General features: G+C 40.8%; 9 protein-coding genes. All 9 read right to left on the bottom strand.

Translation table 11 applies throughout. The annotated features are described in order from the left end of the window. The 9 genes from VK159_RS02810 to VK159_RS02850 all read right to left on the bottom strand — a co-directional run bounded on the left by VK159_RS02810 (nucleotide 1) and on the right by VK159_RS02850 (nucleotide 24672). Nucleotides 1–3141 carry a glycoside hydrolase family 2 TIM barrel-domain containing protein gene (locus tag VK159_RS02810; protein ID WP_324228619.1) on the bottom strand — a complete coding sequence of 1047 codons (3141 nt, stop codon included), beginning with the start codon at nucleotides 3139–3141 and terminating at the stop codon, nucleotides 1–3. A 123-nt stretch (nucleotides 3142–3264) separates the two neighbouring features. Then, the gene (locus tag VK159_RS02815; protein ID WP_324228620.1) at nucleotides 3265–5670 is read right to left on the bottom strand and encodes a BNR-4 repeat-containing protein; all 2406 of its coding nucleotides are present in this window, start codon (nucleotides 5668–5670) and stop codon (nucleotides 3265–3267) included. A 21-nt stretch (nucleotides 5671–5691) separates the two neighbouring features. Then, nucleotides 5692–7464 carry a RagB/SusD family nutrient uptake outer membrane protein gene (locus tag VK159_RS02820; RefSeq protein WP_324228621.1) on the bottom strand — a complete coding sequence of 591 codons (1773 nt, stop codon included), beginning with the start codon at nucleotides 7462–7464 and terminating at the stop codon, nucleotides 5692–5694. Nucleotides 7465–7486: 22 nt separating this feature from the next. Then, complete coding sequence (locus tag VK159_RS02825) at nucleotides 7487–10615, bottom strand: TonB-dependent receptor (protein ID WP_324228622.1); 3129 nt, start codon at nucleotides 10613–10615, stop codon at nucleotides 7487–7489. A 31-nt stretch (nucleotides 10616–10646) separates the two neighbouring features. After that, on the bottom strand, nucleotides 10647–12410 hold the full coding sequence (locus tag VK159_RS02830) for a RagB/SusD family nutrient uptake outer membrane protein (RefSeq protein ID WP_324228623.1): 1764 nt from the start codon (nucleotides 12408–12410) through the stop codon (nucleotides 10647–10649). 11 nt (nucleotides 12411–12421) lie between these two features. Continuing rightward, complete coding sequence (locus VK159_RS02835) at nucleotides 12422–15139, bottom strand: SusC/RagA family TonB-linked outer membrane protein (RefSeq protein WP_324228624.1); 2718 nt, start codon at nucleotides 15137–15139, stop codon at nucleotides 12422–12424. 380 nt (nucleotides 15140–15519) lie between these two features. Beyond that, a complete protein-coding gene (locus tag VK159_RS02840) occupies nucleotides 15520–19620 on the bottom strand; it encodes a hybrid sensor histidine kinase/response regulator transcription factor (protein WP_324228625.1) in 4101 nt (1366 codons plus the stop codon). A 150-nt stretch (nucleotides 19621–19770) separates the two neighbouring features. Further along, nucleotides 19771–22074, bottom strand: coding sequence for a family 20 glycosylhydrolase (locus VK159_RS02845; protein ID WP_324228626.1), 2304 nt, complete (start codon nucleotides 22072–22074; stop codon nucleotides 19771–19773). A 21-nt stretch (nucleotides 22075–22095) separates the two neighbouring features. Beyond that, complete coding sequence (locus VK159_RS02850) at nucleotides 22096–24672, bottom strand: family 20 glycosylhydrolase (RefSeq protein ID WP_324228627.1); 2577 nt, start codon at nucleotides 24670–24672, stop codon at nucleotides 22096–22098. Between the last annotated feature and the right edge of the window lie 2 nt (nucleotides 24673–24674).

Consider the following 24674-nt stretch of genomic DNA (forward strand, 5'->3'; position numbering starts at 1 on the left):
TTAATTCAATAAACGAATGATATAACTGTAACTGTATTTCTTCTCTGTTAAACGATATTCAGGATGAGGCAATGCACCCCAACTGTCATCGCCGCCAACACCACGTTGTTTGTAATCTATTTGCAGATATACATTATTATCCGGACGCAGATCACTTGGATGCTGTTGCTTCTTCGTCATACCCGGATCCATGCTTTCTGTTGAATAAGGCAATGCACTAAAACAAATTGGCTGTACCCCTTCAATCAACAAACCACGTCCACTGTTATTAGTAAGTGATAACCAACGCACATCAGTTTTATAGCCATTCTCTTGTGGCCGGATATAGTTAGATGTAAACTGATCCTTTACATTATCATTATATAATCCGACGAAAGAAGATGTTTTACGATCGCTGTAATTCTCCCATGGTCCACGGCCATAGTATTGTAAGCTATCGAACATAGGCGGCAATTGCATACGCATACCAAAACGTGGCAGCTCAGGCAAGTCTCTTCCGCTCATATCCATACTTGCAGTTAGTTTAATACTGCCATCGTTCTGTATAAAATACTCAATGGTATAAGGAACTGCAATGCCTGTTAATTCGTATTCTACTTTTACTGCCACCCCTTCTTTTGTTTGTTCACCTGCAATTACACTCTTCACTTTTTTTGTTTGATGTGCCGAGCGCCAGATTCCGAGATTAGCCGGCATGCCGCTGCCAAAATCATTATCAGTTGGTGCACGCCAGAAATAGGGCTCAGGAAAACGATTCAACTGCATACCATCTTTTATACGGTAATTTCTTACCGCACCTGTTTTCAAATCAATTTCACCTGTTACATTGCCTGCTGAAAAACTCAACTTCCCGTTTTCATTCTTTACCTGCAGATTTCCGGTTACAGCTTTACGATTTGTAAAGTAATCGCCGTTCAACTTGAATTGCTCTCGTGCAATTTCATGTGCCACCGGCAACATTTCAGTTGTACTTCTTGCAGAAATATTTGCGTATACACCTATAAAATATTCACCTGCCTCCAGTAATTTATCTGCAGGCAACGCAAGCTTTACCTCCTTATTTGTGTGAGGAGCAGCATCAACATTAAATGTACCTGTATGAACCACCGTTCCGTTTTTTGTTAACATCCAGGCAAAATCATATTCTTTGAGATTTGTAAAATTGAAACGGTTACTTATGTTAATAACACCTGTACTGATATCTTTTGCTGAGAATAGAATGTCCTGGTACACTTTCTTTACTTCGAATAAACCCGGATGTGGAGTACGGTTAGCAGCAATCAAACCATTTGAACAAAAGTTTTCATCATTGTGCAAATTATAACTGCCAAGATCGCCACCATAAGCCCAAAATATATTCCCGCTTTTATCTGTTTGTTTATAACCCTGATCAACCCAATCCCAGATAAAACCACCTTGCATATGTGGACTGTTGCGGATGATATCGAAATACTCCTGGAAATTACCATTGCTGTTGCCCATCGCATGCGAATATTCACACATGATGTACGGACGTGTTTTTGTTTTGTTCTCTGCATAACGTTTCATATCACTTACTCTCGGATACATAGGACAAACAATATCTGTATTCCAATCTTCGCCCGCCTGTTCAAATTGCACAGGACGACTTTTATCCCGTTCTTTGATCCATTTATATCCGTCATGAAAAACCTGGCCATTACCACATTCGTTTCCTAAACTCCAGATAATGATGGATGCATGATTCTTATCACGTTCAACCATGCGCTTCATACGATCTAAATGCGCTGCGGCCCACTCAGGTAAATAGGCAGGATGTTTTGATTTATCGAACCCACCTTGCCATTCTGCACCCATACCGTGTGTTTCTATGTTTGCTTCATCAACCAGGTACAAACCATATTCATCGCAGAGTTTGTACCACAACGGATCGTTGGGATAGTGCGACAAACGAACAGCATTCACATTAAACTGCTTCATCAGTTTTATATCTTTCAACATTAACTCCTTTGAAGTAGTATGCCCAGTAACATCATCATGTTCGTGTCTGTTTACACCATGCACTTCAATAGCCATACCATTTACAAGCAGTTGCGCATTTTTAATTTCAACTTTTCTGAACCCAACTTTAGCTCCTGCGTATGTTGCAAACACAATACCTGTACCGTTAGCGTTGGTAATAATACAATCGTACAGATTGGGGGTTTCACCTGTCCATTTCAACACATTTTTGATCGTGCCGGAAAATGAGACAGTTTTCATGCTATCTGTACCCAACACATAATTTTTACTTTGCGAAAACACTTTCTTGCCCTGCTTATCAATTAATGCAACGGTTAATACGCCTGTGCTTAATTTATTACCTGCAAACTGACGAACATCAACATCGGCACTGAACACTCCGTTTTTATATTGTGGATCGAGATCTGCTTTTAAATAAAAATCCCACACTGTTGCTTTTGGCATGGCGAATAAAAACACATCACGTTCAATACCACTTAAACGCCAAAAGTCCTGGTCTTCGAGATAACTTCCATCATGCCAGCGGAACACTTGTACTGCTAACAGGTTCTTTCCTTTTTGCAAATACTTTGTGATGTTAAATTCTGCGGCTGTTTTTGATGCCTTGGTCATTCCCACTTTTTGTCCGTTCACATACACAAATGCACAACCTGTGATTGAACCAAAATGCAGAAGCACTTCATTACCACTCCAATTTTCAGGAACAGTAAATTCCTTACTGTATGTGCCAACAGGATTATTCTCTCCGATGTAAGGAGGATTTTTTGGATGGGGGTAAACGACATTGGTGTAGATAGGAACACCAAAACCCTGTAACTCCCAGTTGGAAGGAACAGTAATATCTTTCCATGTGGAAGTATTAATATCTGTGCGGTAAAAATCTTTGATACGGTCTGCATGTTTATCTACATACGTAAATTTCCATGTACCATTTAATGATTGATAGAAGGGCGACTTACTGTAATCATCTGCAATTACATCCTGTTGCGATTCGAACAACATAAAGGAAGCATGCGCTGCTTCTTTGTTTACATCAATCAGTGTTGGGTTCTCCCAATCATTTGCTGTGCTTTGCGAAAAAACATTACTTGCCAAAAGCAGCATTGCTGCCATACCTAACCTAACTGCTCTGCTTAACATGTGTACTAATTAAAACTGTTTGCTTATTAAATTACTTATTGAAAAATCGATTTCATTAAAAAGAAACCGGTTGTAGAAACAGCCGGTTATTGATTAACTGCTGATATGAAAATGCTCGTTTAATTATTTTTTGGGTTCACTAAAGCGAACCATTTCACATGCTGCCAATAAGAAAGCACCAACGCCGAAATTTGCAGTAGAGTTTTTATCAACCACCTGCCCCGGAATTGCCCGTTCACCAATGGGCTGCACATAACCAATTTTCCCATCGGGCTGCATCGCAATATTTTTCAAATAGCTCCACCCTTTTAATGCAACTGAAGTGTATGCTGCTTTGTCCAGGTATCCATTATTCATGCCCCACAAAAAAGCATAGGTAAAAAATGCAGTACCGCTTGTTTCATAACCGGGTGCATGTGCAGTGTCGAGTATGCTTCTTGTCCAATGCCCTTCTGCTTGCTGATGATCTTTTAACGTAGCTGCCATTCCTTGGAACTTCTCAACATACTCGTTGTAATGCGCATCATCTTTTGGCAAATCCTGTAACACTTTTGCTAAACCTGCAAACACCCAACCATTACCACGTGCCCAAAAATCTTTCTTGCCATTGACGCTTTTATGTTTTGGATATACATACTTTGCGTCACGGTAGTAGATCTTTTCATCCGCATCATACATAATGCTGTTAGCATAAGTATAATACTCGTAGAGTTTATCGAGATAAATTTTATCACCGGTGAGCTTATACATCTTCGTCATTACCGGCATCACCATGTACAAACCATCGGCCCACCACCAGTATTTATTTTCTGCAGTGCTCACCTGGTAACTCATCACTTCTTTTGCACGGGCTACTTTCATTTCTTCAGGTTGCAGATTGTAGAGATCGATATAGGTTTGAAAACAGATCTGCCAATCGCCAAACAACACATAATCATCTTTCTCACCGTAGTTGAATTTCCATTCGGCCTTGTTATTACTCTTTGCTCCTTTCCATTCATTTTTGATGGCCCATGATTCAGAATAATTCTTATACGCTTCATTTTTTGTGAGCGCATACGCCTCCATATTACCGGTATGATAAGCTGCATTATCCCAGAAAGCACGGCCATGAACAGGGTTTGCTTTTTGCCAGTAATTATTTACTGTTTGTATTACCTGCAACAATTCGTTCTTCTTTGCGATTTGTTCTGCTTGTTTTTTTGCAGCAAGCGGCAACCACTCTACAATACGTACCGGTTGCGGTTCAACTTTTAATACGCCTTCTCCATCGCCTTGCTGTACATCCTGTACAAACAAATGCAATTGCTTTTGTTGCTTCCATAATTCTATATCATAGGTTGGTTCCCATGAACCTGTACTTGTTTGTAACAGATCAGCAAGCTTCCATGTTGATTTGCTGTTCAGTTCGCCATAAGCAACCGACACTCTGTTGCCACGCTCTTCATCACGAAAAATAACAGCAGCATTTTTTGTTTTGCCTGATTCAATGGAAATGATCTGTGGGCGAGAAATCGGTATCTTCTTTGTGCCTGCTCCACTTAAACTAAAATCAGTTGTGCGGAACGCAAGATCTTTTACTGCCCAACTCTTCGTTATTTTATAAATAACATGATACTGCGGTATTCCATTTCCATCGTTCCAATAACCGGCGATAATGGGATTCCCTTTTGTATCAGTACTCATTGATGTTTGATTGATCAACTCGCTTTTCTGTGGTATGGTCAATACTTTTTCTGCAGTTGCCATTGTAATTGGCAGTACATATTTCTGGCCGTTTGATCTTTGCCATGTAACACCGCCATCTTTTGATACAGCATAGCTCATGTCATGATTACTTGCTACATCAGGGCTCTCCCGCCAAACCCATGAAATATGGACGGCACCTTTTGCATCAACACATGCCTGCCAATATGCATTGCGTTTGTTTTCACCATCAATTAAATTGGTTTGCAAACGGCTCCATTGCTTTTGTTGTACATCGTATTTATTCAATACCATGTTGCCATTACCGGAAGCACCATCCCTGTAAAAAAACAACAGATTACCATCGGACATATTATAGAATTCAGGATACGTTACTTTCTGTTCGTCTTTGTTCAGCATCGGCATCATGACTGTCAACTCCAGTGACAATGGTTCTTTACTTTTTGCATAACGTAAAGGATTGGCATGATGATCCCATGCAATATGCAGATAACCATCTCCATCAATTGCAATACTGATGCTGTTATGTGCATCTTTAATATTCCCTTTGTATGTTGTGCGTTTTAATTGCCAGTGATTTTCACCGATGTTTCGTTTACCAAGTACAACAAATCCATCTGCATCATAATAACTGATAACCTGTGTGTTTTTGTAAGATGCTAATGAGTTTTTTCGAAATACAACTGTGTTAACAGAATTACCGGCCCATCCTTTGCCAACTTCAGTAACGGTTACCGCAGTATTAAAAGATGTTTGTGCTGTTACTGAACATTGTAACAATACAAGTAATGATAAAATCAAAACACAGTTTTTACTCAACATAAACACAAGTTTATTTAATGTTTACCAACCCGGGTTTTGTAACATGGCCGGCATTTTATTGATCTCTGCATCAGGCAAAGGCATCAAATACATTTCCGGACGGAAGTTATGACGACGGATTGAAGATCTCCGTTCGTACGTATAAGTCCCGTTTGAATTTTTTGTGATTTTCATCACGTTATTAAATCTGTTATTCGTTACCATGGCGATCTTCCAGCGACGGATATCATGCCAGCGATGATCTTCAAATGCCAATTCAATACGACGTTCATTACGCACCACTTCACGCATTTCTTCCTTCGTCATACTTTCTTTTAATCCATACATGTTATTGGGACCGGGATCAATACCAGCACGTTGTCTTAATTCAATGAGCTTAGGATATGCGAGATTGGTTTGTCCGGTTTCATTAATTGCTTCGGCGTAGTTCAATAAAATTTCAGCATAGCGGATCAACGGCCATGCTCTGTTTGTGTTTGCACTACTGTTTGCACTGATCATAGAATCGCACATTTTGCGGCTGAAGTAGCCGGTTGTTGTACCTGCATCGAATGCGTCGATGGTTTGTGTTGGCGCAGGAATTGTTCCGGAACCATTTACAAAAGTGTACACGGGCGACAAACCACCTGATGCATTAAAATAACTTGAGCCATTAAAGATAATGGAGTTATTAAAACGGGGATCACGGTTTACATAGGGATTGGTTGCACTGTAGCCTGAAGCAACGTTTACAGTTCCATCAGGATTCAACGGTTGCAAACCATTTTTCATAGGGAAACAATCAACCAGGTCTTGCGTAGGTAATGAGCGGTTGGTGCTGCCACCTCTGGTGCGTGGATTGTAATAACCTTCAAAATCTCTGTTAGCAGCACGGTAGTAACCAAAAATGTATTCAGAATTTACCCGTTGTAAAAACACATTATAAAAACCATAGCCGGGTTTTGTAGCATTATCAACCATCAATGAATAAGTACCTGTGTTGATCACTGCCTGTGCAGCATCAGCAGCGGCCTGCCAGTAAGTTGTGCTTGCAGCAGGATAACTTACAATTGCCTCAGCCGGATGACCGGGAATAATACAACCGCCATTAAACAATGGGCTTGCTGCATATAACAATGCTCTTGATTTTAATGCAAGACATGCGCCTTTAGTTACACGGCCATAATCAATATCATCAGGATAAACAGCGGGTAATAACGCAGCCGCTTTATCTAACTCTTCTGAAATATACTTAACTGTATTTGCAAAGGTTTCTCTTGGTAAGTTGATGAGATCATCTTTTGCATACACTTTATCGCCCACAACAGGAACACCACCATAAGCGATCATCAATTGAGTATAATACCATGCACGCAAAAACAATATTTCTCCTTTCACTCTTGATTGCAGCGAAGCAGAAAGCGGGGTTGAAGGAAGTTTTGAAAGCAACAAATTTACCCGCCTGATATTGGTATACGGAGTATTCCAGAAATCACCTACAATACCTCTTGTATTATAAGTTGTTGGCGAAATAGAACCGTTGTATAAAATAACAGCGATCTGTGCAACACCAGACAGTGTGTACTCAGCGTCATCTGTTGCCTGTTCAGTATTGCCATGCGAATCCCAACGGCCTTTGTTAAAACTGAACGCAATATCAGAGTAGATGCCAGTTAAAAAGGCCATCGTTCTTGCACTATCAGTAAACACAAGCTCTTCACTGAGTGTGATGGCTTGCCCATCGAGAAACGCATTTTGCTTTTTGCAAGCCTGTAAGCTTGAGAGCAGAACGAGTAAAAAAAGTATCTTCTTCATATCTTAATGATTTCGGAATAAATTAAAAAGTAATGCTTAAACCAAAGTTGACAGTACGTTGTGGCGGATAGATCGTACGATCAGTATTGGTACTGATCTCCGGATCAAATTCATACAACTTATCAAGCTTTGTCCATGTTAAAAGATTGTAACCATTAGAATAAACACGGATATTATCCACTTTCAAACGCTTGGTGAATCTTTGAGGAATGGTATAAGCGATCTCTGCAGTTTTTAAACGCAGGTAATTACCGGATATAAAATAGAAGGTTGATGGAAAACCGAGTGCATCACTTACTCCTGCACCCAATGTTAACCGTGGGAAACGAGCATTGTTACCTAACTCCGGTGTCCATGAATATTTATGAATTTCCTGTAGGTTAGATGAAAATGGACGAATAGCTTCAGCAACTGCTCTTACATTAAAGTTCATTGCTCCCTGGAAGAAGGTGTTCACTGAAAACCCTTTGTAGGTGAATCCGATCTGGAAACCATAGGTTGTGTTCGGCACATTTGAATAACCTGTTACTTCCTGATCGAAACCATCGATCTTACCATCTTTGTTCAGATCAGCATATTTAAGATCGCCGGGGTAAGCCTGCTGTGCAGTTTTAGGACTGTTAGCAATATCAGCGCTATCCTGGTAATATCCGATCCAACGATACACACGTTGCATACCAATACTATGACCTGTATATGCCTGGTATCCGTTTGCAAAAGTTGGTTCGTCCTGGAAAATGATTTTATTTTTTGCAACAGAGTAAGTTCCTTTTAAACGATACTGAAAATCACGACCGATCTTCCCGGTATAATTCAACTCAATTTCATAACCTGCGTTGTCAACAACACCAAGGTTAACCGGTGGCAAACCCTGACCAATCACTGCAGATACAGTTCCTCTTGTTGTTAAGATATCATAACGTTGGTTTTTGAAATACTCGATAGTACCAAAGAACTTATTACCAAACATGCCGAAGTCTAAACCAATATCCATTTTCTTTTCTTTCTCCCATGTTACCTGGTCGTTACCAAGTGTTCCTTCACGGATACCACCGAAGTTGTTACTTACTGTACCGAAGTTGATAGAACCAGAATTACTCCATGTTGGTAAATAGTAATAGTTAAATCCGCTACCAAGCTTGTCGTTACCCACCAAACCATATGAAGCACGGATTTTCAGGTTATTTACATTACGCATTGCATTCTTCAGGAACTCTTCTTTTGAAATGTTCCAGCCAACAGAGGCAGCAGGGAACAATCCAAAACGATTTTCCTTTGCAAAACGATCTGATCCGTTATAAGCTGTATTAAATTCAACCAGGTATTTCTCTTTATAGTTATAACCCACACGACCGGTAAAGCCACGATAGTTGTTTGGTATAAAGTTGTAGACAGCGTTTGAGCTGAAACGAAGATCAGTGCCCTGGCTGTACAATGCAAGACCATATATGTGGTGTTTGTCAAAGGTTCTGTCGTAATTTAAAATAGCCTGTGCAGTTAACGTACGAATGGTTGAACCTGCTCCGTATCCACTAAAGAAACGACGCACACGATACACGTTCGGATCTCTTGGTGAGTATTTGTAAGAAGAAGTGGCAGAATCATAAGCAGGAATAAAGGAAGGGAACTGATCCCTTGTCATACTTCTTGAGTAACCATAGCTGCTTGCATAAGCGATCGTTCCTTTTAAGGAAAGACCTTTTGTAATGAAGTTTAGTTTTTGTGTTGCAGTTGTAATTAAGTTGATATTATTTTCATAGTTACGGTTGTAACCATACATGGTCAAACGGCCTACTACGTTGTTTGTATTATATGCAGCGTTGTTATAACCACCATTCACCTGCCATGTACTGTAACCATAAGTTCCATTTGGATTATAAACAGGATATGCAAATGGAGCTAACGAGAAGAAGCTGCTGTATTCATAGAACACATCGTTATAGCCAAATGCACTACCAACGTTTGGTGTATTGATCTCACCAATATTACCGTAAAGATCTAAACGCAGATCTGTGGTGTTGGTCACTTTAATATCGAGGTTACTACGATAGTTGTAACGCATATGATAATAGTTGCCGTTCACATCCTGCGACTTACTGAAATTCTTTACCATACCATCCTGGAACAAACCACCAAGCGATACAAAGTATTTTACCCGTTCTGTACCACCACTGATATCGAAGTTGGCCCTGTACTGTTTGCTGAATTGTTTGAACAAGGTACTGTACCAATCAACTGAAGGATGACCGTAAGGATCAGTTCCATTTTTATAATGAGCAAGATCAGCTTGAGAAAAACGTGGAGTAAACCCTGAAACAGGATTCACCTTGTTATCATTTATCTGCGCCTGGTTATATAACAAAGCTGTTTCATAAGCATTCAGGTATTTCGGAATACGTGTAGGCTGTTGTAAACTTGTTTCTATACGTGCAGAAATTTTTGGCGCACCTATCTTTCCTCTTCTTGTTGTAATGATCACAACACCATTTGCACCTTTAACACCATACACGGCTGTCGTGGATGCATCTTTTAAAATACTTAATGATTCAATTTCATTTGGATCAAGTCGTGCAAACTGATCGTAGCTGAATTCAATATCATCTACAATGATCAATGGTGAATTCGATCCGTTATTGTAAGAACTTTGTCCACGAATAAAAAACTGTGCACCATCTGCACCTGGACGACCGGAAGGTTGCACTGAAAAGAAACCAGGCAAACGACCTGCTAATGTATTCTGTAAACTTGCTGAAGGATTCTCCCGCAACTCTTTACCTGCAACGCTACTCACCGAACCTGTTGATGTTACTTTCTTTTGTTTGGCATAACCAACAATCACTACATCTTCCAATCCACCTGCATCAGGAGAAAGCGTAACACTTACGTCAGAACGGTCGGCTACAGGCACCTGCATTTCCAAATAACCTACACCTGTTATGATAAGCGTATTACTTTTCCCCTTCAGAGTAATTGTAAACCGTCCGTTGGAGTTGGTAACAGTACCATTGCTGGTTAGATTTTTTTCAACCACACTTGCTCCCACTACAGGTCCGGCAGAATCTGTAACAACACCTGTAATAACCCTGTTCTGCGCCTGCAATTGTGCCATTGCAAGGAGTTGAATAAAGAGTATATAAATTAATTTTTTCATTGTACTTAGTTTAAGCTGTTAGTTTGAATGATTACCATCCCTGGTTTTGAATAAGCGTTGTATTCTTGATCATTTCATCATAAGGGATGGGCATGTGATACAGTTTCGGATCGAATTGTAACACACCTAACTGCACTTTCTCGTAAGTGAGTGTTGAACCGGTTTTTGTGATCTTCATACCATATACAGGTGCGGCAAGGTCAACAGCTCCTGTTTTCCATCTGCGTATATCCCAGAACCGATGTTCTTCAAACGCTAATTCAATGCGGCGTTCATTACGAATGACCTGGCGCATCTCATCTTGTGTAATACCAACCCTGATACCGTATCTTGAATTAGCACCAGCTGTAATACCTGCTCTTTTTCTGATGAGACCGATCTGCGTTACTGCATCTTCAACACGACCTACTTCATTCAATGCTTCCGCATAATTCAACAGAATTTCTGCATAACGGAAAATGGGAAAGTTGTGACTTTGATTAGAGTAAGTTGAACCTGTTGGAAAATTTCCAAGGAACTTACGCAGGTAGTAACCTGTTTTTGTTTGCACCGCAGTAACAGATGTGTTGGGCTTATCTCTTCCTCCTTCAAATGTTTCTACTGTTCTTCCTAACCATGCATATCCATTACGAAATACTGTTACATCTAAACGTGGATCACGGCTTGCATAAGGATTGCTAGCGCTATAACCTGATGCAACATTGATGGTTCCATCAGCATTGAATGGTTGTAATCCATTCAGCATAGGAAATGCATCTACAAAATTTTGCGTTGGGCTTGTAAGACCCTGGCTTGTTGCTGTACCTGCAAAACCAACAGGCGCCTGTGTGTTTTCTAAACTTGTGTTGTTAGAACTTTGCTTGGCAAGGATAATTTCAGCATTTCGTTTGGTCGTAAATGTTGCAGCAAAAAAAGTAGGTGAGCCTGCATCGTTCAATTTATAAAAACCGATACTACGCAATTCCTCTGCAGCAGCAATCACAGCATTCCAGCGTGTGGCATCGTAGCTAAGATAACCGCTTAATGCTTTTTTTACAGGATCGGTTTCAATACCGCCTCCATTAAACAACGGACTTGCAGCATACAATAACACACGGCATTTTAATGCAATGGCTGCACCACGCTGTACTCTTCCCCAATCACCATCAGGCATGTTTTCCCTGCGCAAACTGTCTTTTACAGCATCGCATTCTGTTACAATATAGTTTACACAATCTTCAAACGTATTACGTGGTATCTGCAGATTATCATCAAGTGTAAACACTTTATCGCCAACAAGCGGCACACCTCCGTAACGTTTCAATAATTCAAAATACATAAGTACACGAATGAAACGTGCTTCTGCTCTCCAGTACTGGCGTGTAAGTTTTGCATTGGCAATTGTTGCGGCATCCGTTTCAACAATAGGAACATTGTTGATGTTTTTCATAAAAATATTTGTTCTGCGTATGCCGGCATAACTGTTTGCCCAATAAGGATCGGGGTTACTTACCACACTCACACGGCGGTTGGTATAATACTCCACCAATGTATTGTTACGGCTTGGTATTGCATCGCCACTTGCAGCATCTAAAAAATCGCCACTGATGCGTGCAAAGCCACCGGGAATATAATTATAAAGATCATTCAGATTGAATGCTGCAACAGTACCAAGACGATCCAATGTATCAAATACAAGATCAGAACCAAACCAGTCTTTCGGCACTGTTTCAATTTTTTTACAACTGTTGGTAAACAGCATCACCAGCAACAGACTGCAAAGAGCGCCTCTTAAAAATAAATTTCTTTTTTTCATATAGCAGAGTATTACAGTTTAATGTTAATGCCAAAGGTGAACAGGCGTTGCATGGGATAACTGAATGCGCTGATCACTTCAGGATCACGGTCATCCAACTCTTTTGATTTTAGTGTAAAGAGATTGTATCCTCTTGCGAACAGACGGATGTTTTCCAAGTTGATTCGTTTTAACCAAACTTCGGGAACACTATAGCCAAGTTCAATTTGTTTTAAGCGTACATAATCGCCATTGCGTAACCAGAAAGAAGATTGCGCATGATTGTTTCCGTTGCTGCCAATATTTAAACGGGGGTAAGTTGCTGTTGCTGCTGTGGCAGGTGTCCAACGATCGAGATTGTTTTCGTATGCCTGTCCAAAACCATTGTTCTGAAATGCCCAGATGCTTGAACCGCCAACATACACATCACGATTTGCTACACCTTGAATAAGTGCACTGAAATCAAAACCTTTATACTCTGCACCTAACGACAATCCGAAGAATAACAATGGTGCAAACTTGCGACCAATTTGCGTTACGTCAAACTGATCAATTACACCATCTCTGTTAAGATCTATGTATTTAATATCACCTGGTTGAGGCGTATACCCAACTGTTGTTGCACTGTTATTGATCTCTTGTTGTGTTTGAAAAAATCCATCTGCTAAATAGCCAAATGTTTGCCCAACTTGCGAACCTGTTCGTTTCATCCAGTAATATGGACGATAAACCTCATCAGCAAACACAACTTTGCTGCGTAGTAAACTTGTGTTTAACAAAGCAAAGTATTGCAAGCCGCCTGATGTTTTTTCCTGCCAGCCTAATTTAAACTCAGCACCGGCATAACGGTTGGTGCCAATGTTTTCTCTTGGATAATCATTTCCGAGAATTGTTGTGCTGCGTCCACGTATCTGTAAGAGATCGTAATACTTATTATTAAAATATTCAACCGAGAATGTTAAGCGATCATTTAAGAAAGCAGCATCAATACCTGCATTGAATTTAGTCGCCTTTTCAAAATCAATATTCGGATTTGCAAGAGGCTGCTCAGTAATAGCTGTTTGTGAACCTGCCGATGTTCCAAAGAACACACTGCTTGCATCAAAAAAGCGTTGATAGTAGCTAAAATAACCTGGATCATCCCAACCTGTTTTACCCAACGAGCCATATAATTTTAAACGACTGACGAAATCGGAAGATGAGAGAAACTCTTCACGATCCATATTCCATGCTAAACCAACAGCAGGAAAAAAAGCACGTTTAAAATCGCCTTGTGGCGGATAACGGTTTGAACCGTTGTAACCAAAAGCAGCTTCAACAACATACTTCTCTTTAAAGTTATAAGCAAAGCGACCGGATATACCACTGATCGTATAAGGCAGATCGCCACCGTTAATACTATTATCGTTATTAGCAAGCAGCAATGCATTTACACCATGCTTTTCGCCAAACACTTTATCGTAACCAACTGAGAGTTCCACATAATTACTGCGGCCCTGGTAAACAATACCGTTACCATTTGCCTGCGCACCGTTTACACCATATTGGTTGTAGGTTGCAGGAGTTGTTGTGGTGATCATTTGATACACCGCATAGGTTTTGCTGCGGTTATTATCTTCTGATAAATTTGCATTGAATGCTGTTTTTACCTGTGCCCATAAACCCGGCGTAATACCATCGAGTTTTTGTTTGAGGTAGAAATTAGCCAGCATATCACGCTTGTAGTTTAAGCGGTAACCTGAACCGATGGTTTGTGCCATGATGTTATTCTGGAACAGGTTTGTACCACCAAAAGAACCATTGGGATTATAAACAGGATATGAATTATTTGGAGTATTTACCAACGCACCCAATATTGAACCGGTTGTACTGCCGGGTTCTGTACCACTGAGGATACGTCCTAATAAATAGATACCACCGCTCAATGATTTGTTTACGTTGATATCAACATTGCTGCGGATAACATAGGTCTTGAAACTATTGTTGGTGTTGTATTTATTCTGATCAGATGTTACAAAAAAACCGGTTTGATTCACATGCTCAAGTGAAACATAGTAACGGGCAAAGCCATTACCACCAGACGCATTTAATGAATAACGATCGAAACGTGAACTGGACTTCAACACTTCATTTCGCCAGTTAACATCCGGATGACCGTATGGATCTGAACCATTTTTAAAGGCATCCAGATCTGCCTGCGTGTAACGCAAAGGCAACCCGTCATTTGTCAACGCTTCATTATATAATGTTGCATAATCATAAGCATTCAATGTTTTTGGCGCACCCAATGGCTTTTGAAAACTTGTTTGTGCCGTAAAAGAAATGCTTTGTGTTTGCGGCTTTCCTTTTCTTGTGGTGATGAGCAATGCACCGTTGCTGCCACGAACACCCATCATAGCTGAGCTGAGGGCATCTTTTTGCAGCGTTACGCTTTCAACATCATCGAGGTTGAAAATGGACAGGTTGGCCACCACCCCATCGATGATCACTAATGGATCAAAGCCACGAAGTGAGAGCGAAGCACCATCTGCACCGGGCTGACCGGAACCCTGAAATGAATAAAGACCAGCCATTCGACCGGTAAGTGTGCTTTTCACGCTCGTAACAGGCGACTTTAAAATGTCTTTTGAATAAAGTGCTTCGGTTGAAGTTGCAGTTAAGTGCGGCTTGGCGCTGGTATAGATCAACTGCACCGGCGGCTTTTGCGGAAGACTGTCTTTTTTCTCAGCAGTTTGGGCAAATGTTCCCATGCTTATCAGGGATAGGCATGTACATAGAAGTGTCGCCCGTTTTGGTAACATTGTCATGATCGAAGGGTTTAAGGGCTTATGAAAAAGTAAATGAGGGTTGATTGGCAAAGCGACAGAGCTTCTCTTTTGTCGGTTCCTGACAAGGCTCGGGAACTTGGAATTGAACAATCTCATACAGCAGTTATTTAATTAGCAATCGAAGTTTTTAAAATTGCGAACTAAAATTACCATTTCGGGAGGGGGTAAATGGGGGATTCTGCGGTACAAAAAGGGGGTAAATTCGGATTCCACCCCTGAAAATGGGGTTAAAGCGAGAAAAAGAAACCCCGGCTGACAGAAAAGCTGAAGAGATACGAAGAGCGAGAACTGTAAGGTTTGAACTAGTCCTTTTTTACCTTTTCATTGAGCTTATAATTTTTGCCCAGGTTCTTCCGGTACTTTTCAATGTACTCGGATGGCTTCATGCCGAAGGTTTTGGCAAACTGCTCACGGAAGTATTTGATGTCTTTAATGCCCACATAAAATGCCGTTTCGTTTACATTATAATCGGAGTTAATAAACATTTCGGCAGCTTTGCGCAACCTGATGAACCGGATAAATGCGTTGGCACTTTGCCCAGAAATGGTCTTGATCTTTTTGTAAAGCTTGCTGTGGCTCATACCCATTTCAGAAGCCAGGGTCTGGATATTGAACTCATCCCGGTCCAGATTTTTTTCAACAGCGGCAATACAGGCTTCCAGAAATTCCTTGTACTCACCCGAAATGTTGAGGGTATTTTGCTGATGCGTGATCTCGTTATAAAAGTACTTCTGCAGGTTTTCCTGTTTTTTGATGAGACTTTGCACCCTGGCCACCAACATATCCTTTTCAAACGGCTTGGTAATATAATCGTCGGCCCCTGCTTCAATTGCTTTCAGCTTCGATTCTGGTGAGAAACTTCCTGTAACTACTATAAAAGGTATATGACTGAGTGCCGGGGTTTCTTTTACAATCTTACAAAAATCGATGCCCGACATTTCGCCCATCACCATATCGCTGATGATCACATCCGGCAATATCTGCTTTGCCATCGTTAATCCTTCTTCTGCACTTTTGGCTTCGTAAACAATAAAGGTTCCCTTAAATACCTGCACCAGGTAACTACGCAACTGTTCATTGTCATCTGTGATCAGTATCGAAAGTTTTTCACTAACGATCGATTCAAGACCATCAGTGCCTGTTGCCTTTGCTGCACCCATTGGCTCCATACCTGCACTGATCTCTTCAAGCAACAGATTTTCCTGTATAGAAGCATGTTGTTGTATAGACACTTTGCCAAAATGCTCCTTACCTTTTTTCAACTCAACAATAAAACTTGTGCCCTCTCCTTCTTTACTATTATACTCAATAGTGCCGAGATGGTCTTCCACTAATTGCTTTACCAGGTACAGGCCAATTCCAAAACCTGGCTTAGGAGGCATATTACCTTCACTTACCTGGTAAAACTTATCGAATATTTTGTTGCCTACATGCGCAGGTATTCCCTGGCCACTATCTGAAATTCTTACTAAGACTGTATTGCTATCTTCTTTTATACTGATCATGATTCTGCCTTTATCGGGCGTGTATTTAAATGCATTCGACAGAAGATTATAGAATACGATCTCCAATTTGGCTTTATCAGCAAACAACTCCAACGACTGGTTGCTGCATTCAAATGTGTAATCGATTTGCCTTGCTTTTGCCTGCTGCTTAAAATACAGGAAAGCATCGTGTGTAAGATCATAAAGGTTGATAGCAGTTACCTGCAGCTTGCCTGTTTCACTTTCTGTTTTCCTGAACAACAACAACTGATCAACCAAACTTAATAAGCGACGGGCATTACGATATACTGCATTCAATTCATCTTTTTCTTCTTTATTATCATCACGCTTCAAAAGATCTTTTACAGGATTGATGATGAGTGTTAACGGCGTTCGAAATTCATGCGTGATATTTGTAAAGAAGGATTGACGTTTTTCATTCACTTCTTTTTCTTTCTCTGCATTTAGCTGCGCCAGTTTCACTTTATACTTCAGATCTGTTTGCTGCATCCTGTAACGGTACCATAAATAAATAATTGAGCCGGCGATCAACGCATAGAGAATATAAGCAAGAATACTTCTGTACCACGGCGGCAGAATTGTGATTGCCAACACAGCTTCTTTTGTATTCCAATCGCCATTTGCATTTGTATTTTTTATATAAAGTTTATAGCTGCCTTCACTGATATTATTATAGTTGATGTTCCGTATGTTACCTGAATAGTTCCAACCCTTATCCCAACCTTCGAGATAATAAGCATAAGATATTTTTTCCGGTGAAGAATATTCCAACGCTGTAAAACTGAACGACAGAACTGCTTCACGAAAAGGTATTCTTAATGCAGTTACCTGCACATCATCTGAACGGTTAATGAAATCATTTAACTCGCCTGCCGATTTATTATTTACAAGTATTTTGGTAACATAAACCGGTGGCATATAATCACGCCCTGTAACCTGACCGGGAGCAAAGAGGTTAAAACCATTGATGCCACCAAATACCATTTCGCCTGAGCTTAACCGTAAGGCAGCGTTGTATGTGAACTGGTTACTTTGCAAACCATCGCTCTGGTAAAAGTTTTTAAATGTTGCTGTTGCCGGATCAAACCTCGACAGCCCATTAAATGTACTCAGCCAAATAAAACCATTTCCATCTTCCTTAATATTCAGCACAGCGTTGTTACAAAGACCATCAGCATAGGAATATCGTTTTTTGATCGCTCCTTTTTTGCTGTCAAATAAGATCAGCCCGCCTCCTTCTGTTCCAATCCATAAGTTTTTTTGACTGTCTTCAAAAATAGCTCTTACCGGTTTGTTTATGCTATAGTATGAATGTTGTTTCTTAACCCTGTCAATTTTTACTAACTGACTGGAATTGCCTCCCCATAAATTTCCATCACTGTCTTCTTTAATAGAGATAATATCGGTAAGAGACTGATCAAATACTTCAAATCGGTTTGCTGCTCTGTTAAACGTATAAACCTTACCATCACTGAAGGTTGTTACCCAAAATATTTTAGCACGGTCTTCATATAACAACCAAACATTCCTGTTTTCAATACCCGTTACTTCGTTTACGCAACGGAAGTGTTCAAAACTTCCGGATGCCTTGTTGAATTTATTGATACCACCACCATAAGTCGACACCCAAATACTGCCGGTATGATCCTGCATAATACTGGTGAGTGCATTATGGCTGATGGAATTACTATTGCCTGCACTATGCCTGTAATTTGTAAATCTGCCTGCTTTCCTGTTCCAGACACTTAAACCACCACCGTCTGTACCTATCAACAAGTCTTTGTCCTTATCTTCAAAAAATGCATAGATAAAATTACTGGGCAATGTATTTGTAATAAACGGATTCCGCTCGATGGTAAGAAAGCGATTTTTTTCTTCATCAATAACATTGCAACCACCTTTTAATGTTCCGATCCACATCCTTCCTTCTTTATCGGAAATGATGGAATAAACTGATTCGCTGGAAACGTTTTCTTTCTCTAAGCCTGGTAAGATGTATGTGAATTTTCCCGTTGATGTGTTGAGAATGTTTACTGCGCCGCCATCAGTGCCTATCCATAAATTCTGTTTACGATCAAAACAAATACTGATCACATCGGTAGCACTTAACTGTCCGGATGAAGCATTGAAATGTTGAGTATAAGAATTTGATGAAGGATTATATTTATGCAAACCATTCTCTGATCCGATCCAGAGGTTCCCTTCCTGATCAACCTGCATGCAGTTGGCCGACCTGATGGTATTATTTACAATTGTTACTACACCGACTTTCGTATCAACATGAGCAAGACCTCTCCCTAAAATAAAAGCCCAAATTGTTTTCCCGGTAATTAAGATATCACGCACATTATATCCATCTTCCATTTGCGCACCTTTCTTCAACGGAATTTCTCTTGCATATTCTTCCCCCTTTTTTTTCACCATCAGGCCCCATCCATTTGTACCGATGAGAATATTTCCATGAGCATCAGACTTAATTGCATTGGCGTTGATCGTGACTTTTACAGGTTGTTTCGCCAGGTAAGGAAAACCATACAGCTGTTTAAAGTTGGAATAAATATGATTGTAGATAACAACTCCTTGTCCGGTACCAACCCATAAATTATTTGCCTGATCTTCATGCAGAGAGTAAATATAATTGTGTGGTAATGATGTGCTGTCGTTCAGCTTATTCCGGAAAATTTTAAACTCGTTTCCATCATAACGATTCAACCCATCATACGTGCCCAGCCAAATGAATCCCCGTTTATCCTGGTAAACAACCCGTACAGAATTATTTGAAAGTCCCTTTTCAATTCCTAAACGGGTAATGGGTGGAATAGCTGCTGCATCTCCTGCTATCAACAGAAAAGCAAGTAAGATAAAATAGTAACTATAAATGTTCGACAGTCGCTTCACGTATCAGTAATTGCACCAAAAGTATGTAAATACTGATGCAGAATTGTCAGTGAAACAATTTTACCGGCATCTCCCACCTTATATATCGAATGCCATATTACCTGCAACTGATCATTCAAAAGTGATCATTCGTATGTTTTTTACGTTTACTTATTCTACAATAAGTTCATCTGCAAACGTCCATGCAGGTTTTCCTTCACCCGGATGACCTTTCGGACAAGCTTCCAACGTATACGCTGTTACACGCACATAACGGCCATTGGTTGCTGCAAACTTTGCTGTAAAATCTTTGATGGTGAGCGCAAGGGTATTCACCGGCACATCGTTCTGCACCGTTGTTACTTCAGTGAATATTTTTCCATCAAGTGATACTTCAAACTTTACAGCAGTTGGTAAAAAGATCCAGTCACGGTAATGTTGCAAGCAACCAAGTGAAATACGGCTGATATTTTTTTCTGCACCCAGATCAACTGTTGCAACAAGATTATTTTTATTGAAACCATGCCAGAATTTATTGACTGCTGATTTTCCACGCACCCCATCTGTTAACGAATTGATGCCATCGGCCATGTACGAACGTGATGGAGCAAACGCATACTGCACATTGGCACCAACTGCTTTGTGCATCACAAAACGTTGTTCAACGGGTTGCAGGTTCATGATCTTTCCGTTCTGCACGGTTACTGCACGAATCGTTTGTGTACTTTCAACAGCAATGGGTTGTGTGTACACCGCACTAGATACAGTTGGTACCGATCCATCAGTTGTATAAAGAATGGAAGCAGTGGGCACTTCCGAAAACAACCCCACTTCCAGTTTTCCATTTTTGGCAGCAGGTTTTATATCAACTGTAAAATTACCCGGTGAATAATGCAACCCTTTTGCATCAAAGGCTTTAAAATGAAAATGTAAACGTCTGCTGAAATCATTCCAGTTTTTTGTTGCTGCAGGCGACCAAACCGTTTCTGCCAACGCCAGCATTCGTGGCAACACCATGTATTCGAGATGTTCTGCAGTGGAAATATATTCTGTCCACACATTGCCTTGTGCACCCAATACATACTTATGTTGTTCTGCACTTAATTCTTTTGGGATGGGTTCATAATCGTACACTTTCTTTACGGTATTAAATCCACCAATGGCCAACGGCTCACCTTCGGGCCCTGCCTGGTAATGATCGAAGTAACAAGGCGAACCGGGAGTCATCACCACATCATGATGCATCTTTGCCGCTTCAATGCCACCTGCTTCACCACGCCAGCTCATCACCGTTGCTTCAGGTGCTAATCCACCTTCCAGTATTTCATCCCAGCCAATCATTTTCCGTTTTTTGCTGACGATGAATTTCTCCATGCGTTTAATAAAATAACTCTGCAGTTCTTCTTCATTCTTCAATCCTTCTTTTTTCATACGAGCCTGACAACGCTCACATTTTTTCCATGGACCTTTATCCACTTCATCGCCACCAATATGAATATAGGTTGAAGGGAAGAGTGCGATCACTTCTGTTAGTACATCCTGCAAAAATGAAAACACTTCTTCGTTACCTGCACAATAGTTTGAGGACACGTTATTGTAATTACCACCTGTTAACGGCAGCTGCGGCTGTTGCGTACAACTCAGTTGCGGATAAGCTGCAATGGCCGATGCCACATGACCCGGCATTTCTATTTCGGGAACAACGGTTACATTTCTTGTCTTTGCATAGGCTACAATTTCTTTGACTTCCTCCTGCGTGTAGTAGCCACCGTAAGTAGCCGCTTCACCCGGTTTTGCCTGCGGACGACTGCCCCACACTTTATCATTCTGATCAACACGCCAGGCACCTGTTGAAGTAAGCTTTGGATATTTTTTGATTTCAATACGCCAGCCCTGGTCATCTACCAAATGCCAATGAAAGGTATTCATCTTGTACATCGCCATCAGGTTGATGTATTGTTTCACTACATCTGCTGAAAAGAAATGACGGCTCACATCAAGATGCATGCCTCTCCATTTAAAACGTGGTTCATCGTTAATCTGCATACAAGGCACCTGCAACGCTGCATTGGTGCGTACCTGTGGCAATGTTTGAAGCACAGATTGAATGCCGTAAAAAATACCGGCATAGCTGCTTGCTTTTATCTGAATCAGTGACGGCGTAACCGTTAAGCTGTATGCTTCGGGCTTGAATGCATTTTGTGCAGCAAGAATAAACTCCACTTTTTTCGCCGCCGGTTTATTCTGCTGCAATGCTATGCCGGAAATATCTTTAACAGCATTGAGAAAAAAATCAACAGCCGGTTTTAATGCAGCCTGCGAAGCATTGAACTGTACAGTTGTATTTTTATCGATACTAAAATTTCCTTCGTTCAGTTTTAATTCAACCGGTTGCGGAATAATAGAAACCTGTTGCGCAAACAGAGTTAACGGACAAGCAAGCAACAACAGGAACTTTACAAATTTTAAGGACATAATCAATACGTGTTTATTTATTTAAAATTGAACAGGTGCAAACGTAAACATCCACTTCACCGGATTCTGCCAGTCTTTCCCTCTAAAGCTGCCAACCGGCGCTTTGATCAGGACCGTGTTCCAACCTTTCTTTAAAGTAATAATTGTTGGCATACGATATTCATACCCTTCATCGGCCAATGGTAATTCACTGTTTCCTTTTTGTCCTGCATGTTTCCATTTCGGCGCAGGAATCAATTGTCCATTTACCCATACTGCACTTTGTTTCGCATCCCATGCATTAGCAGGTGGCGCATCGGTAGCAGGTGAGCGGGACAAATTATTAAAGCCGATCCAGAACTGTTTTGTTTCATCTTCATCGCTCCAGATTTTTGCAGTGGCATACCAGGTCGTACTGTCTTCTGCATTCGGTATTGCAGCTTTAATCAACGGTGCCCACCAATGACGCAATACAACTGTTGCACCAACCTGTTCTGTTGCTGGCTTTGTTTTATCTGCATCAAAACTTTTTTGTTCCGGTGCAAATTGTTTGGATAGATCGCCTTTGTTATCAAATGGCCCGAATAATTTCCAAACAAGATTTGATTGCTGCACATAAGGAAATGAAAGTGTAGAATAGTACTGCTGCTGATGATCAAGTAATCTGTTTTCGAACTGAGTGAATGCATTTGCTCTTGCTGTATTCGGTTCGCCGATGTTTGCTACCCAACCATCAATACCCCCACCCTGCCAGCTGCGTTCTGCAAATGCCAGCATACCGGGATAAACAGGATTCATATTCAGTATATCTTCTTCTTTACTTACTGCTCTGTCGTGCCACATACAGATGGTGCCGCCGAGTGTTGTTGCATCGCCTTTTTCTTTATCAGCAATCTTTCGGTTGAAGATCGTTGTCACCGCTTCCAACGGATCCATATGATTCAGGTACAAATGCCGGGAATCAATGAACTGAATTTGATTGTTTGATGTGTGATGTGCATTGTCATCCATCCACAGTTGACGGATGGTGCTGTTGCTGAAATTACCACCGGGTTGCCAGCCGATCACTTTCTTGCCCATACTTTCAATGAATGCTGTTACTTCGGGAACAAAGTTTTTGTTGATGATCTTTACTTCGTCTGCACCAATATGGATGTACGGCACATCATAGGTTGTACAAAATTCTTTGAGGATATTTTTTACAATCGCCAACCCGCTATCACTCTGCATATCGGTTTTCATGGCACGTTTAAACGCTGCACTATGTCCGGGCATATCAATTTCAGGAACGAAAGTTATATGTCTGTCTTTACAATAGCTGATCAGTTCTTTGATCTCCGCTTCGCTGTAATACATGCCTTTGTTCCGCAGCATGTGTTCGGGTGCAGTAAGTTGCGGATATTGTTTACTGGCGATGCGCCACGCTATATCTTCTGTTGCATGAAAATGAAAAATATTGAGTTTGTTCGCCGCCATCACATCGATCTGTTGCTTCAGCAATGGCACCGACATATAATTCCGTCCCACATCAATCATATAGCCCCGCCAGCTGAACGCAGGCCAATCGGTAATACTTACCGCATCAATCATTGTTTCGCTGCGCAGCAATTGTTTGAGTGTTTGCATACCATTGAACATACCGTGTGCAGTATTCGCAACCAGCTTTACGCTTGCTGCATTCACATCCAGCTGATACGCTTCGCTTTCATGTTGTGCTGCTTTTACTTTTCCAAGACTTAACTCAATAAACAATTCACCGGCTGCTGCTTTATCAGTCAACTTCATTTCCCAACCAATCGATTGAAGATAGTGCTGCAGTTGCGTTGCTTCCTTCAGCAGACTTTTATCTTTCAGTACAATCGTCTTGCAATTGTACAAAGCAAACGCACCTGTCTTCCATTGTACTTGTTGTGGCTGCGGAATCAGTGAAGCTTTTGGTTGCAGATCGTACACATACGGATAGATGATGTGCTTCCACAACAGATAGGCATTACCCATTAAATGCAACCCATCGTTGCTTAACTCCGGTTTCAGTTTTCCGTTTTCATTGCTGAATGGCGTATGCAGATCAACATACTGGTACAGATGAGCCGCAGCATTTGCTTTTAACTGCTCATTTACTTGCTGGATGAGTGCTGTGTTTTTTGTATGGCCCCCAAACTTTCCATACAGTTCATTCACCGGTAAAATACTCTGCACATACAATTTTGTTTTGGGCGATTGCTGCTTTACATAATCAGCAGTCAGCATCATATTCTTCAGTACACTATCCGCACTGATTCCTCTTGAAAGATCATTTGTACCGATGAGCAAAAAGATTTTTGAAGGCTTACGGTTTATAACAACAGGTAATCGATGCAATACTCCGGCTGTTATATCGCCGCTGATGCCGTGATTCTTCATACGCAGATCGTTGAAGAGTTGCGCCCACTCCGAGCCATCGGTAATGCTGTTGCCCAGAAAAATAATCTCCTCTTTTGTTTGCGGCATCGACTTAAACAACGTCACCCGCTGATGATAATAAGTGGAGAACAGACTATCATGTAATACCGGCAATTTCACCTGTGCATGTAACTGCAGCTGTGTTAAAAGAATAAAGGCAATCAGCAATCGCTTCATCA

The sequence above is a fragment of the Lacibacter sp. genome, assembly GCF_035299325.1.
GTDB lineage: Bacteria > Bacteroidota > Bacteroidia > Chitinophagales > Chitinophagaceae > Lacibacter.

What these genes read in the sequence shown, in the direction of transcription:
- VK159_RS02810 (WP_324228619.1), bottom strand. Translation starts at nt 3,141, where the DNA reads ATGTTAAGCAGAGCAGTTAGGTTAGGTATGGCAGCAATGCTGCTTTTG.
- VK159_RS02830 (WP_324228623.1), bottom strand. Translation starts at nt 12,410, where the DNA reads ATGAAAAAAAGAAATTTATTTTTAAGAGGCGCTCTTTGCAGTCTGTTG.
- VK159_RS02835 (WP_324228624.1), bottom strand. Translation starts at nt 15,139, where the DNA reads ATGGGAACATTTGCCCAAACTGCTGAGAAAAAAGACAGTCTTCCGCAA.
- VK159_RS02820 (WP_324228621.1), bottom strand. Translation starts at nt 7,464, where the DNA reads ATGAAGAAGATACTTTTTTTACTCGTTCTGCTCTCAAGCTTACAGGCT.
- VK159_RS02850 (WP_324228627.1), bottom strand. Translation starts at nt 24,672, where the DNA reads ATGAAGCGATTGCTGATTGCCTTTATTCTTTTAACACAGCTGCAGTTA.
- VK159_RS02845 (WP_324228626.1), bottom strand. Translation starts at nt 22,074, where the DNA reads ATGTCCTTAAAATTTGTAAAGTTCCTGTTGTTGCTTGCTTGTCCGTTA.
- VK159_RS02815 (WP_324228620.1), bottom strand. Translation starts at nt 5,670, where the DNA reads ATGTTGAGTAAAAACTGTGTTTTGATTTTATCATTACTTGTATTGTTA.
- VK159_RS02825 (WP_324228622.1), bottom strand. Translation starts at nt 10,615, where the DNA reads ATGAAAAAATTAATTTATATACTCTTTATTCAACTCCTTGCAATGGCA.